The following is a 16392-nucleotide window of genomic DNA, read 5'->3' as shown; positions in this document are numbered from 1 at the left end:
TAAAGATGGACTATTTTATTTTTCCACATATTTTCCCAGATAGCACTTGATAAATAGATTCCGATGTCATATATTTGTGGAGCACGACCATTTAAATTAAAAGCTATGATAAAACTAAAAGATGGATTTTCAGGAGAAAGGGCACTAGTTGTTCCCCGTATGATTATCGACTTAATGGAAGAAGATCCTTTGGTATCTATGCTGCACATAACCGACATAGGTTATTACCCTAAAGCCAAACATCACTTTCGTGAACGTAATGAACCTATCAATCAATATGTATTCATTTATTGTATAGATGGGGCCGGATGGTACCGGGTAGGTAATCAAGAATATACTATTTCTGCCAATCAGTACTTTATCCTTCCCGCAGGAGTACCCCATGCCTATGCTTCCGATAAATCTTGTCCATGGACTATTTACTGGATTCACTTTAAAGGTACGCTAGCGCCATTTTATGCCAAAGAAGCCAACCGTCCGATGGACATCAAGCCTTTACAGCACTCGCGTATCAATACCCGAATCGATTTATTCGAGGAAATATTCAATACTTTGAAGAATAGTTATAACCTCGAAAACCTGCGGTATGCTTTCTCCATGTTCCATTTCTATTTAGGAACATTGCGTTATATACAGCAATATCGTAATGCAACGAATAATAGTCAGGAGGATAACGAGAATATTGAAGAAATAACCATTCATTATATGAAAGAAAACATTGAAAAGCATTTAAGTTTGGAAGACATTGCCAAACAAATAGGTTATTCTCCTTCTCACTTTTCTATGTTATTCAAGAAACAGACGGGACACAGCCCGCTGACTTATTTCAATTTACTAAAAATACAGCAAGCTTGTCTGTTACTCGATACAACGGATATGAAGATTAACCAAATATGCTATAAAATAGGTATAGAAGATACTTATTATTTTTCTCGTTTATTTAGCAAAATAATGGGAATGTCTCCAAGAGAATACCGTAAATCAAAGAAAGGATAACTAAATATCCCTCTATCCATGACCTGTTAGACACTTGCCTACGGACTTAATCGAAAAAAAGTTTGTCAGCAAAACGCTAAATAAGACAGAAAGAATTTAAAGCAAAAAAAGAACCGCCTCCTTTTACAAGGAAAGCGGTTCTAACTTTTTTATATGTTATTCTAAAGAAGAACGATATTACATCATTCCGCCCATGCCTCCCATTCCGGGATTACCCATCGGCATTTCAGGTTTGTCTTCTTTCTTTTCTACAACCACACATTCAGTTGTCAGGAACATACCTGCGATAGAAGCTGCATTTTCCAAAGCAACACGAGTTACTTTAGCCGGATCTACAACACCTGCTGCATGCAAGTTTTCGTAAATATCCAAACGAGCATTGTAACCGAAGTTACCTTTACCTTCGCGTACTTTCTGAACAACTACTGCACCTTCTTTACCAGCGTTAGCTACAATCTGGCGAAGTGGTTCTTCAATAGCACGTTTGATGATATCAATACCTGTTGTTTCATCAGCATTGTCACCCGTCATACCTTCCAAAGCGTCGATAGCGCGGATATAAGCAACACCACCACCAGCAACGATACCTTCTTCGATAGCAGCACGAGTAGCACGCAATGCGTCATCTACACGGTCTTTCTTTTCTTTCATTTCTACTTCAGAAGCAGCACCTACATAAAGTACAGCTACACCACCTGACAATTTAGCCAGACGTTCCTGCAATTTCTCGCGGTCGTAATCTGATTTAGTAGCTTCAATCTGAGATTTGATCTGACCACAACGTTCTTTGATTGCAGTTTTGTCACCTGCACCGTTTACAACTGTAGTGTAATCTTTAGTAACAGTAATCTTATCAGCAGTACCCAACATTTCGATAGTAGCTTGTTCCAGTTTCAGACCTTTTTCTTCGCTGATAACTACACCACCTGTCAGGATAGCAATATCTTCCAACATTTCTTTACGACGATCGCCGAAGCCCGGAGCTTTCACAGCACAGATCTTCAATTGAGAACGCAGACGGTTTACAACCAACGTAGTCAATGCTTCGCTGTCTACATCTTCTGCAATTACCAATAAAGGACGTCCTGACTGTACAGCCGGTTCAAGAATAGGCAAGAAATCTTTCAGGTTAGAGATCTTCTTATCATAGATCAGGATGTAAGGTTTCTCCATCTCACATTCCATCTTCTCTGTATTCGTTACGAAGTAAGCAGACAAATAACCACGGTCGAACTGCATACCTTCTACTACACCGATAGTAGTATCAGTACCTTTAGCTTCTTCGATAGTGATCACACCGTCTTTAGAAACCTTACGCATAGCGTCAGCGATCAATTTACCGATCACCGGATCATTGTTTGCAGAAACAGCAGCAACTTGTTCAATCTTGTCGTAGTTGTCACCTACAGTTTCAGCTTGTCCTTCGATTGATTCTACCACTTTGGCAACAGCCTTGTCAATACCACGTTTGATATCCATCGGGCTTGCACCGGCAGTTACATTTTTCAAGCCTTCAGCTATGATAGCCTGAGCCAAAACAGTTGCAGTAGTAGTACCGTCACCTGCATCGTCACCAGTCTTAGAAGCAACTTCTTTAACCAGTTGTGCACCGGTATTCTGGTAAGCATCTGACAATTCGATTTCTTTTGCTACTGTCACACCGTCTTTTGTAATGTGCGGAGCACCAAATTTCTTTTCGATAATAACGTTACGTCCTTTCGGGCCAAGTGTTACTTTTACTGCATTTGCCAACGCATCGACACCTTTTTTCAATTGGTCACGGGCATCGATATTGAATAATATTTCTTTTGCCATAATGATATTTACAATTTAAAGATTTATAGTTTACTATTTTAATTAACCCAAAACAGCGACAACATCGCTCTGACGCATAATCAGGTATTTTGCACCTTCAACTTCGAGTTCTGTTCCGGCATATTTGCCATAAAGAACTGTATCGCCTACTTTCAATACCATTTCTTCGTCTTTTGTTCCGTGACCTACTGCCACAACTTCACCCTTCAAAGGTTTCTCTTTTGCCGTATCAGGAATAATGATACCACCAATTGTTTTTTCTTCTGCAGGTGCAGGGAGGATAAGCACTCTGTCTGCTAACGGTTTAATGTTCATAGTTTTTTTTGATTTTATATTGTTATACATTTAATAGTAATAGTTGCCCGCTTTTTCGAGCAGAACGTTAAGCATATTGCGAAAAGCGTGCCAAAGTAAAATAATGTTTGTTTGGCAGAAATGAACTGACAAAATGACCGTCCATTCAGTTTGATTCGCAAAATGTGCATTTGTTCCCTACTTTTTAAACAAAAGAAGGAGATTATTCCTTATATTAGCGTATATTCGTAAATGGGCTTTTAAATGAAGTATATGATAATGAAAAAAATAGGAATCGGCATATTTACTGCCTTTTGCACACTCTATTCCTGCACCTCACGTACAGGAGAGGTTTCTACTGTCGAAATACCAACAATGGATTCTGTGATACAAGACACGATTGAAATACCTGTTATCAAGAAAATTACTGCGGAAAACATTCATATTGGCAAAGAATTACTGTATGACAAATATACATTGGAAGATACATATCCTTACAAGGATACGACCCGCAGCTTTCAGTGGGACAAAATTAAAGAGCGGCTTGCTTTGCTCGAAACACTACAATTGCAACCATCGCAATGGGCTATTATTCAAAACTATAAGAATAGGAACGGAGAAGCACCTCTCGTAAAAAACTATAAAAGAAATGCATATAAGCGCATAGCAGATACGCTTGGCGTGGAACGATATCAATCGATCCCACTTTATCTCCTGACAGATACGCTTGTACCCGAACGTTACGGACAAGATGGAGAACTGACCCGTTTCTTAGAAGACGGAGATGGTTTTGTAAGAGTAGAACCTATATTCACTGGTGATGAATGGATGGTTCCTAAAAAGTATGTCAAAGTGATCGGTGATACCATCGTTTTCAACAAAGCTATTTTTGTGGACCGCCATAATCAGAATATTGCTACTTTAGAACGTACAGGAGAAGGACAATGGCTGATTCGTAGTATGAATCCTGCTACCACAGGGCTTCATCGCCCACCTTATGCACAAGAAACTCCTTTGGGAATGTTTGTATTACAAGAAAAGAAAGTCAAAATGATATTCTTGAAAGACGGTTCGGTAGAAACGGGAGGATATGCTCCTTATGCGAGCCGTTTCACCGACGGGGCTTATATTCATGGAGTACCTGTCAATGCACCACGTACCACCCAAATAGAATACAGTTGGTCGTTGGGAACTACTCCGAGATCGCATATGTGTGTACGAAATGCGACGTCTCATTCCAAGTTTATTTTCGATTGGGCGCCTGTAAATGAGACGATTATTTTTGTATTGGAATAAAATTTTCTATATTTGCCACATCGTTTTTTATAGAATATCTATCATGTTTCAGAAAATCGCACTAAGTTGTTTACTTCTTTTCATTCCACTCAATACTATCTCTACCAGAGATACCGAGGATAATACTGTACTTTCTTCTCTTCCGGTATCGGAATTAGCAGCAGGTGAACAGCTTTACGAAGAGATGGGATTGGAAGGTATGGTCAATTTTATCGCTTTTCGTCAGGCCGTAGCAGGCTACAATCAAATCCACGAGAAGAAAAAACCTATACTGACGTTGATTGACTTCTCCAAGCCTTCCACAGAGAAACGACTTTTTGTCTTTGACATAGAAAAGAAAAAACTCCTGTATAGTTCTGTTGTCTCGCATGGAAAAAATAGCGGAGAGAATTATGCGACTTCTTTCTCTAATCAAACCGGCTCTTACAAAAGTTCATTGGGCTTTTATCTGACAGAAAACACTTATCAGGGGAAAAACGGATATTCACTTATTCTTAACGGACTCGAAAAAGGTATCAATGATAAGGCAAAAGAACGTGCGATTGTAGTGCACGGAGCTGCTTATGCTAATCCTTCTGTGATTACTTCCGGACGTTTGGGAAGAAGTTTCGGATGTCCTGCACTTCCGCAGACTTTGACAAAGCCTATTATTAATACGATCAAAGACGGGAGCGTCATGTTTATCTATGCCAATAATGCCAAGTATCTGGCTCAAAGCAGTTTATTAAAAATGACTTGGATTACCGACGCATCAAAACTATAATTCATATATAATTAAAGATAGTAATATAGTGTTCATACACTATAACGCATACAAAAATCTATATATCAGAAAGATAACAACCACTTTGTTGCAGTTGCAGATAAAATTACTTTTTTCAACGATGAGAGGCGTTATGAAAGTAAATTATAAATTCGCCATATACTTCCAAAGCGGAGCTACATTCAAAGCCTGCATGATCTCATTATTCTCCAAAAGGCTTCTCACTTCTTCCAATGACAACAAATGAACAGTTATATCCTCGGTAGCTTCCAGATGTTGATGATCGACTAATTCTACATCCGTAGCAAGAAAACAGTGAGTTAAATTCGTATGGGTACTCGGATTAGCAGATATGACCATATATTCTTGCCATTTCCCCTTACCATATCCGGTCTCTTCCCACAATTCGCGTTGAGCAGAGACTAATGGAGAAGTATCTTCTTTCTCACAAACTCCTGCACAAAGTTCATAACAATAACGTCCCACTCCTGGACGATATTGACGAACCATCACAAATTGTCCTTCCTTGGTTATGGCAATAGTATTTACCCAGTCAGGGTATTCTAAAATATAATATTCAGGAATATGATTTCCATTAGGAAGCAATATATCTTCCTGACGCACGGTCAGCCAAGGGCGACGAAATATATACTCACTACTTACGGTTTTCCAAGGTTTTTCTTCCATTGTTATCAGTTTATTTTCCAACAAAAGTAATAAATCCTTCTCCATCGACAATACTTGAAAGAATTAAATTTGAAACAATGGACTAAGTTTTTTTTGACCAAATCAATATCTCCACCTGGATAATACAATAGAGACTAAAAGAGAAGAGTTTCACTTGTCATTTTAACGACAAGTAATCTCCACTCCCTGTACCTGTTCCAGATACTTTTTTGTTGCACTGACCATCGAACTACCCATATAGAATAAAAACATCAGGCTGATGATCATCATTAATGCTCCAATCATAGCAAAGCGACTTCTTTGTTCTAAAAGACTGTTATTCATATTTCTTTCTCCTTTTATTTTTGTCTACTGCAAAGATAACGCATACAAGCTACAAATATTTTTCAAGAATATTTCAAAAATCTTAAAAATTGAATTTCTTTAACCATCCCGGAATAATAAACACTCCAATAATCAGGTACATATAATAAGTAATGATTCGCCAGACAAAAGCAACGACTAATGCCATTCCCGAAACAGTGAAAAAGTCAGCATAATACACTTGAAACATATATTCACTGATCCCACTTCCGCCCGGAGTAGGGCTGACGGTCATTACAACCCACAAAATAAGTTGCCGGACAAAAGCAACCCATTGACTACCGTCCGTAGTAAAAGCAAACAATAAAGCATTCACTACCAGATAACGCGACACCCAGGCACAGCAAGTCAGTCCGAATGCTTTCAACCAAAAAGAAAAAGATTTTCCACTGATTTGATGAGAACTTTCCACCAGATTATCCGTCAATTCCTCAATCGCTTTCTTCCAACGGCGAAGAAACGGCAAACGAAAAATACCAATCAATAGATGCTTTACCCATTCGGGACGATGAAATAATGCCAGATATAATAAAATAGTCCAGATCGTTACGACTCCATAAACAACAAAGAACAACAATTTAATACTTTCCGAGAAAACTGAGATATTTCCAAACAGCTCCGAAAAAGGGAAAAACAACAATGCTAGCGGACAAGCAATCACCAGAAATAGTTCATCCAGAAATAAGCAGGAAATCATCAAAGCAGAGCTTCGCCCGGCATTTATTCCTTCTCTATTCAAAAAAAGTACAATCAGGCTGCTTCCCCCCACTGCCGAAGGCGTTACTGCGGAAGTAAATTCACAGAGCATATTGACATTGAAAGCTTTTCGCCAAGAAAGAGTTTCCTCAGAAAGATAACGAAACCGCGCTATCAGCCCGCCATCGCGCCCAAACATAAACAGAAAGGCAAGTAGCAGACCTCCCAACAATCTCCAAGAAAAATGAATATCCGAAAATAGTTGAGGATTAAATTCTTTCCAGAACAACCAGCCTACAACAGAAAGACCAATAACGACAGGAATAATCACATATGAAATTTTAAATTGTTTCATCATCGTACCTATCTTCTTTTTCGTTTCATTAAGTTCTCATATCGATCATATACTTCTTCCGCCACATCCTCCCAAGAGCGGGCGATAGTCCTTGAAGCCTCATCTCCTACTTCGGCAATCAGACGAGGTTGCCGAAGTAATTCAGTAATCCGTTCGGCATAAGAGTTCACATTATTCTCACTCAGGAAACCATTTGAAGAGTCAGAGATGATTTCGGCTGCAGTAGAATTCTTAATCATCACAGAAGGTGTATGCAAAGCAGCAGCTTCACGCACTACCAACGGAGCATTATCATACAAAGAAGGAAAAAGGAACAGGTCAGCAGCAGCATAGTACCGCTTTAACCGTTCGCGTTCAGATATATTTCCTACAAAAATTATTTTCCCCATAAGAGAAAGTTCACGGGCTTTTTGCTTTATTTCCGAAACAGCGTATCCGGTACCGATAAAATACATTCGAAACGGCTTTTCTTTTATCTGTGCCAATGCATCCAACAAAAAGCTCAGATTCTTTTCCCAGATATGTTGTCCTACAAACAGAAACATCATCTCATCTTTACCTAATTTCAACGTTTCTCTAGCCAAATGTCTTAAGTCTGCTATAGGTGTTCCATCAGCAAAATCATTACCATTGTCTACTACTTCTACTCTTCCTTTATATCCATATTCACGCAAGGTTTCTTCAACAGAAGCTTGTGGAATCCAAACCTCATCTGCCATTTCATAGAAACGAACAACATTACGGATCAGATAATCGACTATACTTTTACACGGAATAGCCCGCTCAAAATCAGAGCGATATTTGGAATGGAATGTGGCTACAAGAGGAATATGCTGGGTTCTCGCTATACGCATAGCCAATGATCCTGAAGAAAAAGGGCAATGAGCATGGACCAAATCGAATGAGAGTTTATGGATGCGGGCATGAAAAGGCCAGTCGATACGTGGGAAACCCAGTCGGTAAGGCTTCCGCATTGGAATAGGAATAGATGAGTAACGATATACCGGATAAGCTCCGTCATCCCTTGCGTCAGGCGCACTGGGAGTTACTACACAAACATTACCGGCCTTCTTGTTCAGCCAATAAGCATAATTCTGTGTCGTTAATGAAACTCCGTCCATAATGGGCGGGAAGCAATCGTTGAATAGACCTATCATTATCTTTTATTATCTGATTACAAAGAAACAATTCAGACATTACATTTGTTTGACGAAGATGTTACAATCAGGAAGAGTTTTGAATTCGAGGTTTTACAGTGTAAACTCCCCAATAGCGAATATTTCATAAATAAAAATTCAGAATTCAGAATTAAAAGAATTATCTTTGCAACTGCTAACAACCCCTTTAAATAAAATATGGCATTTACGAATAATATTATGATTGTCCGGCATAAGTTGCTGGCTGACCTTGTAAGGCTCTGGAAAAACGACCAGTTAGTTGAAAAAATAGATCGCCTTCCCATCGAATTGAGTCCGCGCAAATCCAAACCAATAGGACGTTGCTGCGTACATAAAGAACGTGCGGTATGGAGATATAAAACGTTTCCACTGATGGGGCTCGACATGACAGATGAACACGATGAAGTAACTCCACTTTCCGAATATGCGAAAATGGCATTAAATCGTCCGGAACCGGTCAAGGAAAACATCATGTGCGTTATTGATGAAGCCTGCTCTTCTTGTGTACAGATCAATTATGAGATTACTAATCTTTGCCGTGGCTGCGTGGCTCGCAATTGCTACATTAACTGTCCGAAAGATGCAATACGCTTCAAGAAAAACGGACAAGCAATGATTGATCACGATACTTGCATTAGTTGTGGCATTTGCCATAAGAGTTGTCCTTATCATGCAATTGTATATATTCCCGTTCCTTGTGAAGAGTCCTGTCCGGTAAAAGCGATCAGCAAAGACGAACATGGCATAGAGCATATTGACGAAAGCAAATGTATCTACTGCGGAAAGTGTATGAACGCGTGTCCATTCGGTGCTATTTTTGAAATTTCACAAACTTTCGACGTATTGCAACGGATTCGCAAAGGTGAGAAAATGGTGGCTATCATTGCTCCGTCTATCCTCGGACAGTTCAACACGACTATCAATCAAGTGTACGGAGCTTTCAAGGAAATAGGATTTACTGATATTATTGAAGTAGCCGAAGGTGCAATGATGACCACCAGCAACGAGGCACACGAGTTAATGGAAAAGTTGGAAGAAGGACAGACTTTTATGACAACTTCTTGTTGCCCTTCTTATATAGAATTAGTGGAAAAACATATTCCCGGTATGAAACCTTATGTTTCAAGTACTGGTTCGCCGATGTACTATACGGCACGAATTGCTAAAGAAAAGTATCCGGATGCAAAAATCGTATTCGTTGGTCCTTGCGTTGCAAAACGTAAAGAAGTACGTCGCGACGAAGCGGTAGACTTTATCCTCACCTTCGAAGAGATCGGCTCCGTTATTGACGGACTGGATATTGAGTTAGAACAAGTTCAGGCATTCTCCGTTGTTCAGACTTCTGTTCGTGAAGCACATGGTTTCGCTCAAGCCGGTGGTGTGATGGGAGCAGTTAAGGCCTATTTGAAAGAGGAAGCTGATAAAATCAATGCGATTCAAGTTTCGGACATTAATAAGAAAAGTATTGCATTGCTGCGTGTGGCTGCCAAAACCGGAAAGATAGCCGGACAATTTGTGGAAGTGATGGCTTGTGAAGGTGGATGTATCACCGGACCTAGTACGCATAATGATATTGTTTCGGGACGTCGCCAGTTGGCGCAAGAGTTGCTCAAGCGGAAAGAAAGCTATGAGACAATGGATCGATAAATTAAGACAGGAAAAGACTCTCCAACCGGAAGAATTTCGACAGTTATTAACAAGATGTGACGCGGAAACTCTGCGTCACATCAATAAACAGGCGCGAGAAGTAAGCCTACAACATTTTGGCAACAAGATTTATATCCGCGGGCTAATCGAGGTCAGCAATTGTTGCCGGAATAATTGCTATTATTGTGGAATCCGAAAAGGGAATCCTCATATCAAACGCTATAGGTTGAGTATGGAAAGCATACTCGATTGTTGTAAACAGGGATACTCACTTGGTTTCCGAACTTTTGTTCTGCAAGGAGGAGAAGATCCTGTTTTAACAGATGATCGGATAGAAGCTATTGTCTTTGCCATCCGGCAACAGTACCCTGATTGTGCCATCACTTTATCGCTTGGTGAAAAGCCGCGCGAAGTTTATGAACGTTTCTTCCAAGCCGGAGCAAACCGTTATTTATTACGACACGAAACATACGACGAGTCTCATTATCGTCAGTTACATCCTGCCGAGATGTCGGGAAAACATCGTCTACAGTGTTTGCAGGATTTAAAAGATATTGGTTATCAAACAGGAACAGGAATCATGGTCGGTAGTCCGGGGCAAACAGTAGAACATCTGATACAAGATATTCTGTTTATCGAAAAGTTACATCCCGAAATGATCGGAATCGGACCTTTCCTGTCGCATCACGATACACCTTTTGCACACTGTCCGAGTGGAACGGTGGAGCAGACTTTACTTTTATTATCTATCTTCCGTCTCATGCATCCCACAGCACTGATTCCGGCTACGACAGCACTTGCAACTCTCACTCCCAACGGACGGGAAAGAGGAATATTAGCAGGTGCTAATGTAGTCATGCCGAACCTGTCGCCACGAGAAGAACGGAAAAAATATGAATTATATAATAACAAGGCTTCTCTGGGGGCAGAATCTGCCGAAGGATTAATACTCCTGCAAAAGCAATTACAATCCATCGGCTATGAGATTTCCGCTTACAGAGGAGACTTCGAACGTGAGATGTTGAAAAACGAGAGTTGAGAATTTAAATAGAAAATTATGAGATACCAAGCAGATTCATCAAAAGCAGAAGAGTTTATTAACCACGAAGAAATTCTGGAAACTTTAGAATATGCACAAACTAATAAAAATAACCGTGTTTTGATAGAGCATCTTATCGAAAAGGCTGCTCTCTGCAAAGGACTAACTCACAGGGAAGCATCCTTGCTATTGGAATGCGATCAACCTGACCTGATAGAAAGAATCTTCCACCTTGCTAAGGAGATCAAACAGAAGTTTTATGGCAATCGTATTGTGATGTTTGCTCCACTTTATTTGTCTAACTATTGTGTAAATGGCTGTGTTTACTGTCCGTACCATGCCAAAAATAAAACGATTGCCCGTAAGAAGCTGACACAGGAAGAAATCTGTAAAGAAGTAATTGCTTTACAGGATATGGGACATAAGCGTCTGGCACTTGAAGCCGGAGAACATCCTTCATTAAATCCCATAGAATATATTCTGGAGTCTATTCAAACAATTTACAGTATCAAGCATAAAAACGGAGCAATCCGACGTGTAAATGTGAATATTGCTGCTACTACGGTAGAGAATTACCAACGTTTGAAAGAAGCAGGAATCGGAACTTATATCCTATTTCAGGAGACTTACCATAAAGAAAATTATGAGATACTCCATCCCACCGGTCCGAAAAGCAATTACGCCTACCATACGGAAGCAATGGATCGTGCTATGGAAGGAGGAATAGACGATGTGGGACTAGGTGTACTTTTCGGACTAAATACTTTCCGATATGATTTTGCAGGATTGCTAATGCACGCCGAACATCTGGAAGCGCGATTCGGTGTAGGACCTCACACCATCAGCGTGCCTCGTATTTGTTCGGCAGACGATATAGATGCTGAAGATTTTCCAAACGCTATCTCCGACGAGATATTCAGTAAAATTGTGGCTGTCATCCGAATTGCTGTGCCATACACAGGAATGATAATCTCCACGCGCGAATCACAGGAATCGCGCAAAAAGGTTTTAGAACTAGGGATTTCACAGATAAGTGGCGGTTCCCGTACCAGTGTCGGAGGATATGCAGAAACGGAACTTCCGAAAAACAATTCTGCACAGTTTGATGTGAGTGATACACGATCATTGGACGAGGTAGTAAATTGGCTGCTCCAATTAGGATATATCCCTAGTTTCTGCACGGCCTGTTATCGGGAAGGAAGAACCGGAGATCGTTTTATGTCATTAGTCAAATCCGGTCAGATAGCCAATTGCTGCGCACCGAATGCTTTAATGACTCTGAAAGAATATCTGGAAGATTATGCTTCGGAAAGTACACGCGAAAAAGGTATAACTTTGATTCAGAAGGAAACGGTAGGAATACCCAATCCAAAAATCAGAGAAATAGCAATAAGGAACTTAAAAGAGATAGCTGAAGGCAAAAGAGATTTTAGATTCTAACCAATAAAATGTAGCTTTGTACCAATAATAAATATCATACCAAGAATAAATTATGAGTTTATCAGATACTCCCAATGCCAACCGGCTACATATAACTCTTTTCGGGAAGTGCAATAGCGGAAAATCATCGCTCATTAACGCATTGACGGGACAGGAGGTAGCTCTTGTCTCCGACACTCCGGGTACTACGACTGATCCTGTATCGAAAGCAATGGAAATTGCGGGAATAGGCCCTTGTCTATTTATTGATACACCGGGATTCAATGATGAAGGGGAATTGGGAAAGATGCGCATTGAAAAAACAAAAAAGGCGATAGAGAAAACAGATATTGCTATTATAATTTGTGGAGGTGACGCTACAGAAGAAGAACCAGAGCTGAAAGAGGAACTATATTGGTGTGAACAACTGAAAGAAAGGAATATTCCGATTATTCTTCTAATCAACAAAACGGATATTCGGAAAACGACAGAATCTCTTGCCAAACGTATAAGAGAGCTTTTAGAAAATAACCCTATTTTAGTCAGTACTAAAGAATGGACGGGTATCGAGCAGATTCGTCTGGCTATTCTTGAGAAGCTACCTACAGATTTTGAAGAGCAAAGTATCACCGGTAAACTTGTGGCAGAAGATGATCTTGTACTACTTGTCATGCCGCAGGATATTCAGGCTCCGAAAGGGAGATTGATTTTGCCACAAGTGCAAACAATCCGCGAATTACTTGACAAGAAATGCCTCGTGATGACGTGTACCACGGACAAACTGGCGGAAACATTAAAAGTACTTGCCCGTCCTCCTAAATTAATAATCACTGACTCACAAGTTTTCAAAACAGTCTATGAGCAGAAACCGGAAGAGAGCAAACTTACCTCTTTCTCTATCCTTTTTGCAAATTATAAAGGAGATATCGGTTTCTATATAGAAAGTGCCGCTGCCATTGAAAACCTGACCGAATCATCGCGTGTGTTGATAGCCGAAGCGTGTACCCATGCTCCCCTCTCCGAAGATATAGGAAGAGTAAAGCTTCCGGGACTATTGCGGAAAAAGATCGGTGAAAAGCTATCCATTGATATCGTATCCGGAACTGATTTCCCACAGGACCTGACTCCGTATTCGCTTGTCATACATTGTGGTGCTTGTATGTTTAACCGCAAATATGTACTCAACCGCATTGAACGCACTCGCGAACAAAAGGTTCCCATGACAAACTATGGAGTAGCCATCGCTTTCTTGAACGGAATCTTAAAACACATCGAATACTAATACTAATTAAATACACCGCACATGAAAAAGGAAAGAATAATTTTAGCCATTTTTATGGCAACAGGCGTTGCTCTCCAGGCACAGGAAAGATTGACGCAATACCAAGTTCGGAATGCGATTGATGTTCGTACTCCTATTATGAACGACAGTATTAATCCTAAAGGAGAAAAGCACACAACCAAAATGCTACTTCAAACCCCAGTAGTATTGGACTTACCGGATGCACCTATGCAAATGCTCACTGTAGACACGGCAGGATTCTTAAAATTAACGAAAGCTGAAAAAGACAGCAGAATCTATTTGCTCAAGACACAGATTCGGGCAGAACGTTTCGTTAAAGGTAAGCTGAAAGTCACTTCTCCTGTACGCTGGGAGGTTTTTATTGATGGAGTTTCAAAACAAAAAAAAGAAAATGCCGAAGACAGTATAACTGCTGCCTCTTCCCAAGAAATTGCCATCAGCATGGAACCGGAACGGGATTATGAGATCACATTCAAACTACTGTCTACTGCTGAAGATAAGGCTGTACCCACGCTAAAAAGTGAATTTATAAAAGACAAGAAATTCAAAGATATTGCCTGCACTTTGGACCCAAATGCCAAGAAACGTTTTTCGCTCGATAATACAGTATATGGAAACAAAGCTATCGCTGTATCCATCTCTCCCAGCGGAAAATATCTACTGACACGTTATTGGAACAACCATTCCGCCAAACGTTCACGTATTTATTGTGAACTTACTGATTTGAAAACCGGTAAAGTTATTATAGAGAACGCAAGAGACGGAATGCGCTGGATGCCTAAAAGCGATAAGTTGTATTACACAGTAACTGCTTCTGACGGAAATGATGTACTTGCGCTTGACCCTGCTACGCTACGTGAAGAGACTATTTTAAAAGGAATTCCCGAACAAAGTTTCACTTGGTCACCCACCGAAGAATTTCTTATTTATTATCCTCAAGAAGAGGGAGAAAAGGAGTCAGGTGAATTACGGCGAATTGTCAGTCCGGCTGACCGTATTCCCAACACTCGTGGACGAAGTTTTCTTGCTAAATATGATATAACCAATGGCGTTTCGGAAAGATTGACTTTTGGTAATCATAGCACCTATTTGCAGGATATTTCTCCAGATGGCAGATATCTGATATACAGTTCTTCAAAGGAGAACATCACCCAACGCCCCTACTCTCTGTCTTCTCTATATCTGGTCGATTTGGAAACACTGAAAGTGGATACTCTTTTCCATGAAGAACGATTCTTGGGAGGAGCGAATTACTCTCCTGATGGAAAACAACTATTGCTGACTGCCAGCCCCGAAGCTTTTGGTGGTATTGGTAAGAATTGCAGCAATCATCCTATTGCCAATGATTACGACACCCAAGCCTTTATAATGGACTTGACTACCCGTAAGATAGAGCCGATCACTAAAAACTTCAATCCTACCGTCAGTCTTTTACAGTGGAACCGAGAAGATGGATATATCTATTTCAACACAGATGATGGCGACTGCAAAAACATTTATCGTTATTCCCCTAAAAATAATGAATTTGAGAAGTTGAATTTAGAAACAGATGTCACCAATTCTTTCACTTTAGCAGAAAACAATCCATGGATGGCTGCCTATATTGGTCAATCAGATCACAATGCAGGTGTTGCCTATCTATATGATATGAAAAAGAAAACTTCCCGTTTGCTGGCAGACCCAATGAAACCTATTCTGGATAAAATAGAATTAGGAAAAACAGAACCTTGGAACTTTACAGCTTCGGACGGAACAGTAATCACAGGAAAAATATGTTTACCCCCTGATTTCAATCCGAATAAAAAATATCCGATGATTGTATATTATTACGGTGGTACGACTCCTACAACTCGTGGTATCAGTAACCCGTATTGTGCACAGCTATTTGCCTCACGAGATTATGTAGTATATGTCATTCAGCCTAGCGGCACTATTGGTTTCGGACAGGAGTTTTCTGCCCGTCATGTCAATGCATGGGGAAAGCGTACCGCTGATGATATCATTGAAGGTACGAAGCAATTCTGCAAAGAACATTCGTTTGTGGACGAGAAGCGAATCGGATGTATCGGTGCTTCTTACGGCGGGTTTATGACTCAGTACCTACAAACTCAAACTGACATATTCGCCGCTGCTGTATCACACGCAGGTATCAGTGATGTGACCAGCTATTGGGGAGAAGGCTATTGGGGATATGGATATAATGCCGTTGCAGCTGCTGACAGCTATCCATGGAAAAATCCCGATTTATTTACTAAACAAGGCTCACTCTTCAATGCTGATAAGATTAACACTCCATTGCTTTTATTGCACGGTACTGTGGACACTAACGTACCTATTGGCGAAAGCATTCAGCTTTTCAATGCTCTTAAAATATTAGGAAAAACAGTGGAATTTATCACTGTAGAAGGAGAAAACCATTTTATCTCAGACTACGACAAACGTATCAAATGGCACAATTCTATCATGGCTTGGTTTGCACGATGGCTGCAAGAACGACCGGAATGGTGGAATGAGATGTATCCGGAACGACATCTGTAAAAA

The 16392-nt window shown here is 40.3% G+C and carries 14 protein-coding genes; 8 read left to right on the top strand and 6 right to left on the bottom strand.

Translation table 11 applies throughout. From position 1 onward, the window contains the following. Nucleotides 1-105 precede the first annotated feature (105 nt). Nucleotides 106-996 carry an AraC family transcriptional regulator gene (locus tag PHO71_RS18660; protein WP_300206230.1) on the top strand — a complete coding sequence of 297 codons (891 nt, stop codon included), beginning with the start codon at nt 106-108 and terminating at the stop codon, nt 994-996. A 177-nt stretch (nt 997-1173) separates the two neighbouring features. On the opposite strand, the gene groL is transcribed toward PHO71_RS18660, so the two are convergent. Both groL and PHO71_RS18650 read right to left on the bottom strand, forming a co-directional pair. Further along, a complete protein-coding gene (gene groL / locus PHO71_RS18655) occupies nt 1174-2811 on the bottom strand; it encodes a chaperonin GroEL (protein WP_300206228.1) in 1638 nt (545 codons plus the stop codon). A gap of 42 nt (nt 2812-2853) precedes the next feature. After that, a complete protein-coding gene (locus PHO71_RS18650) occupies nt 2854-3126 on the bottom strand; it encodes a co-chaperone GroES (protein ID WP_300206226.1) in 273 nt (90 codons plus the stop codon). Between the two features lie 258 nt (nt 3127-3384). Between PHO71_RS18650 and PHO71_RS18645 the strand changes: the two genes are divergently transcribed. Further along, complete coding sequence (locus PHO71_RS18645) at nt 3385-4401, top strand: L,D-transpeptidase (protein WP_300206224.1); 1017 nt, start codon at nt 3385-3387, stop codon at nt 4399-4401. Nucleotides 4402-4444: 43 nt separating this feature from the next. Continuing rightward, complete coding sequence (locus PHO71_RS18640; protein WP_300206222.1) at nt 4445-5164, top strand: murein L,D-transpeptidase catalytic domain family protein; 720 nt, start codon at nt 4445-4447, stop codon at nt 5162-5164. A 144-nt stretch (nt 5165-5308) separates the two neighbouring features. Here PHO71_RS18640 and PHO71_RS18635 read toward each other — a convergent pair whose 3' ends face one another. From PHO71_RS18635 to PHO71_RS18620, 4 genes are all read right to left on the bottom strand, one after another. Then, a complete protein-coding gene (locus PHO71_RS18635) occupies nt 5309-5851 on the bottom strand; it encodes an NUDIX hydrolase (protein ID WP_300206257.1) in 543 nt (180 codons plus the stop codon). Nucleotides 5852-6013: 162 nt separating this feature from the next. Beyond that, nucleotides 6014-6175, bottom strand: a complete 162-nt coding sequence (locus PHO71_RS18630) for a hypothetical protein (protein WP_300206220.1) — start codon at nt 6173-6175, stop codon at nt 6014-6016. Between the two features lie 82 nt (nt 6176-6257). Beyond that, the gene (locus PHO71_RS18625; RefSeq protein WP_300206218.1) at nt 6258-7268 is read right to left on the bottom strand and encodes a lysylphosphatidylglycerol synthase transmembrane domain-containing protein; all 1011 of its coding nucleotides are present in this window, start codon (nt 7266-7268) and stop codon (nt 6258-6260) included. 5 nt (nt 7269-7273) lie between these two features. Continuing rightward, nucleotides 7274-8422, bottom strand: a complete 1149-nt coding sequence (locus PHO71_RS18620) for a glycosyltransferase (RefSeq protein WP_300206216.1) — start codon at nt 8420-8422, stop codon at nt 7274-7276. 198 nt (nt 8423-8620) lie between these two features. Here PHO71_RS18620 and PHO71_RS18615 point away from each other — a divergent pair, with 198 nt between their 5' ends. The 5 genes from PHO71_RS18615 to PHO71_RS18595 are packed head-to-tail and all read left to right on the top strand — an operon-like array spanning nt 8621 to nt 16389. Next, a complete protein-coding gene (locus PHO71_RS18615) occupies nt 8621-10090 on the top strand; it encodes a 4Fe-4S dicluster domain-containing protein (protein WP_300206214.1) in 1470 nt (489 codons plus the stop codon). Then, entirely contained in the window at nt 10071-11129 is a 1059-nt protein-coding gene (gene hydE, locus PHO71_RS18610) for a [FeFe] hydrogenase H-cluster radical SAM maturase HydE (RefSeq protein ID WP_300206212.1), read from the top strand. Before PHO71_RS18615 ends, hydE begins: the two co-directional genes overlap by 20 nt. An 18-nt stretch (nt 11130-11147) precedes the next feature. Beyond that, nucleotides 11148-12569: a [FeFe] hydrogenase H-cluster radical SAM maturase HydG gene (gene hydG, locus PHO71_RS18605; protein WP_300206210.1), complete on the top strand. Its 1422-nt coding sequence runs from the start codon at nt 11148-11150 to the stop codon at nt 12567-12569. A 52-nt stretch (nt 12570-12621) separates the two neighbouring features. Beyond that, nucleotides 12622-13830: a [FeFe] hydrogenase H-cluster maturation GTPase HydF gene (hydF, locus tag PHO71_RS18600; protein ID WP_300206208.1), complete on the top strand. Its 1209-nt coding sequence runs from the start codon at nt 12622-12624 to the stop codon at nt 13828-13830. 21 nt (nt 13831-13851) lie between these two features. Further along, nucleotides 13852-16389 (top strand): S9 family peptidase, encoded by a 2538-nt coding sequence (locus PHO71_RS18595; protein ID WP_300206206.1) that lies wholly within the window; start codon nt 13852-13854, stop codon nt 16387-16389. Nucleotides 16390-16392: the final 3 nt, after the last annotated feature.

The organism is Bacteroides sp., assembly GCF_028690125.1.
GTDB lineage: Bacteria > Bacteroidota > Bacteroidia > Bacteroidales > Bacteroidaceae > Bacteroides.
The sequence above is the reverse complement of the archived record's forward strand: the minus strand, read 5'-3'. Positions and strand labels throughout refer to the sequence as shown.

Bases quoted from the DNA above. Each gene is read 5' to 3' on its own strand.
- hydF (WP_300206208.1), top strand. From the start codon at position 12,622: ATGAGTTTATCAGATACTCCCAATGCCAACCGGCTACATATAACTCTT.
- hydG (WP_300206210.1), top strand. From the start codon at position 11,148: ATGAGATACCAAGCAGATTCATCAAAAGCAGAAGAGTTTATTAACCAC.
- PHO71_RS18630 (WP_300206220.1), bottom strand. From the start codon at position 6,175: ATGAATAACAGTCTTTTAGAACAAAGAAGTCGCTTTGCTATGATTGGA.
- PHO71_RS18660 (WP_300206230.1), top strand. From the start codon at position 106: ATGATAAAACTAAAAGATGGATTTTCAGGAGAAAGGGCACTAGTTGTT.
- PHO71_RS18640 (WP_300206222.1), top strand. From the start codon at position 4,445: ATGTTTCAGAAAATCGCACTAAGTTGTTTACTTCTTTTCATTCCACTC.
- PHO71_RS18625 (WP_300206218.1), bottom strand. From the start codon at position 7,268: ATGATGAAACAATTTAAAATTTCATATGTGATTATTCCTGTCGTTATT.
- PHO71_RS18635 (WP_300206257.1), bottom strand. From the start codon at position 5,851: ATGGAAGAAAAACCTTGGAAAACCGTAAGTAGTGAGTATATATTTCGT.
- groL (WP_300206228.1), bottom strand. From the start codon at position 2,811: ATGGCAAAAGAAATATTATTCAATATCGATGCCCGTGACCAATTGAAA.
- hydE (WP_300206212.1), top strand. From the start codon at position 10,071: ATGAGACAATGGATCGATAAATTAAGACAGGAAAAGACTCTCCAACCG.
- PHO71_RS18595 (WP_300206206.1), top strand. From the start codon at position 13,852: ATGAAAAAGGAAAGAATAATTTTAGCCATTTTTATGGCAACAGGCGTT.
- PHO71_RS18650 (WP_300206226.1), bottom strand. From the start codon at position 3,126: ATGAACATTAAACCGTTAGCAGACAGAGTGCTTATCCTCCCTGCACCT.
- PHO71_RS18620 (WP_300206216.1), bottom strand. From the start codon at position 8,422: ATGATAGGTCTATTCAACGATTGCTTCCCGCCCATTATGGACGGAGTT.
- PHO71_RS18645 (WP_300206224.1), top strand. From the start codon at position 3,385: ATGAAAAAAATAGGAATCGGCATATTTACTGCCTTTTGCACACTCTAT.
- PHO71_RS18615 (WP_300206214.1), top strand. From the start codon at position 8,621: ATGGCATTTACGAATAATATTATGATTGTCCGGCATAAGTTGCTGGCT.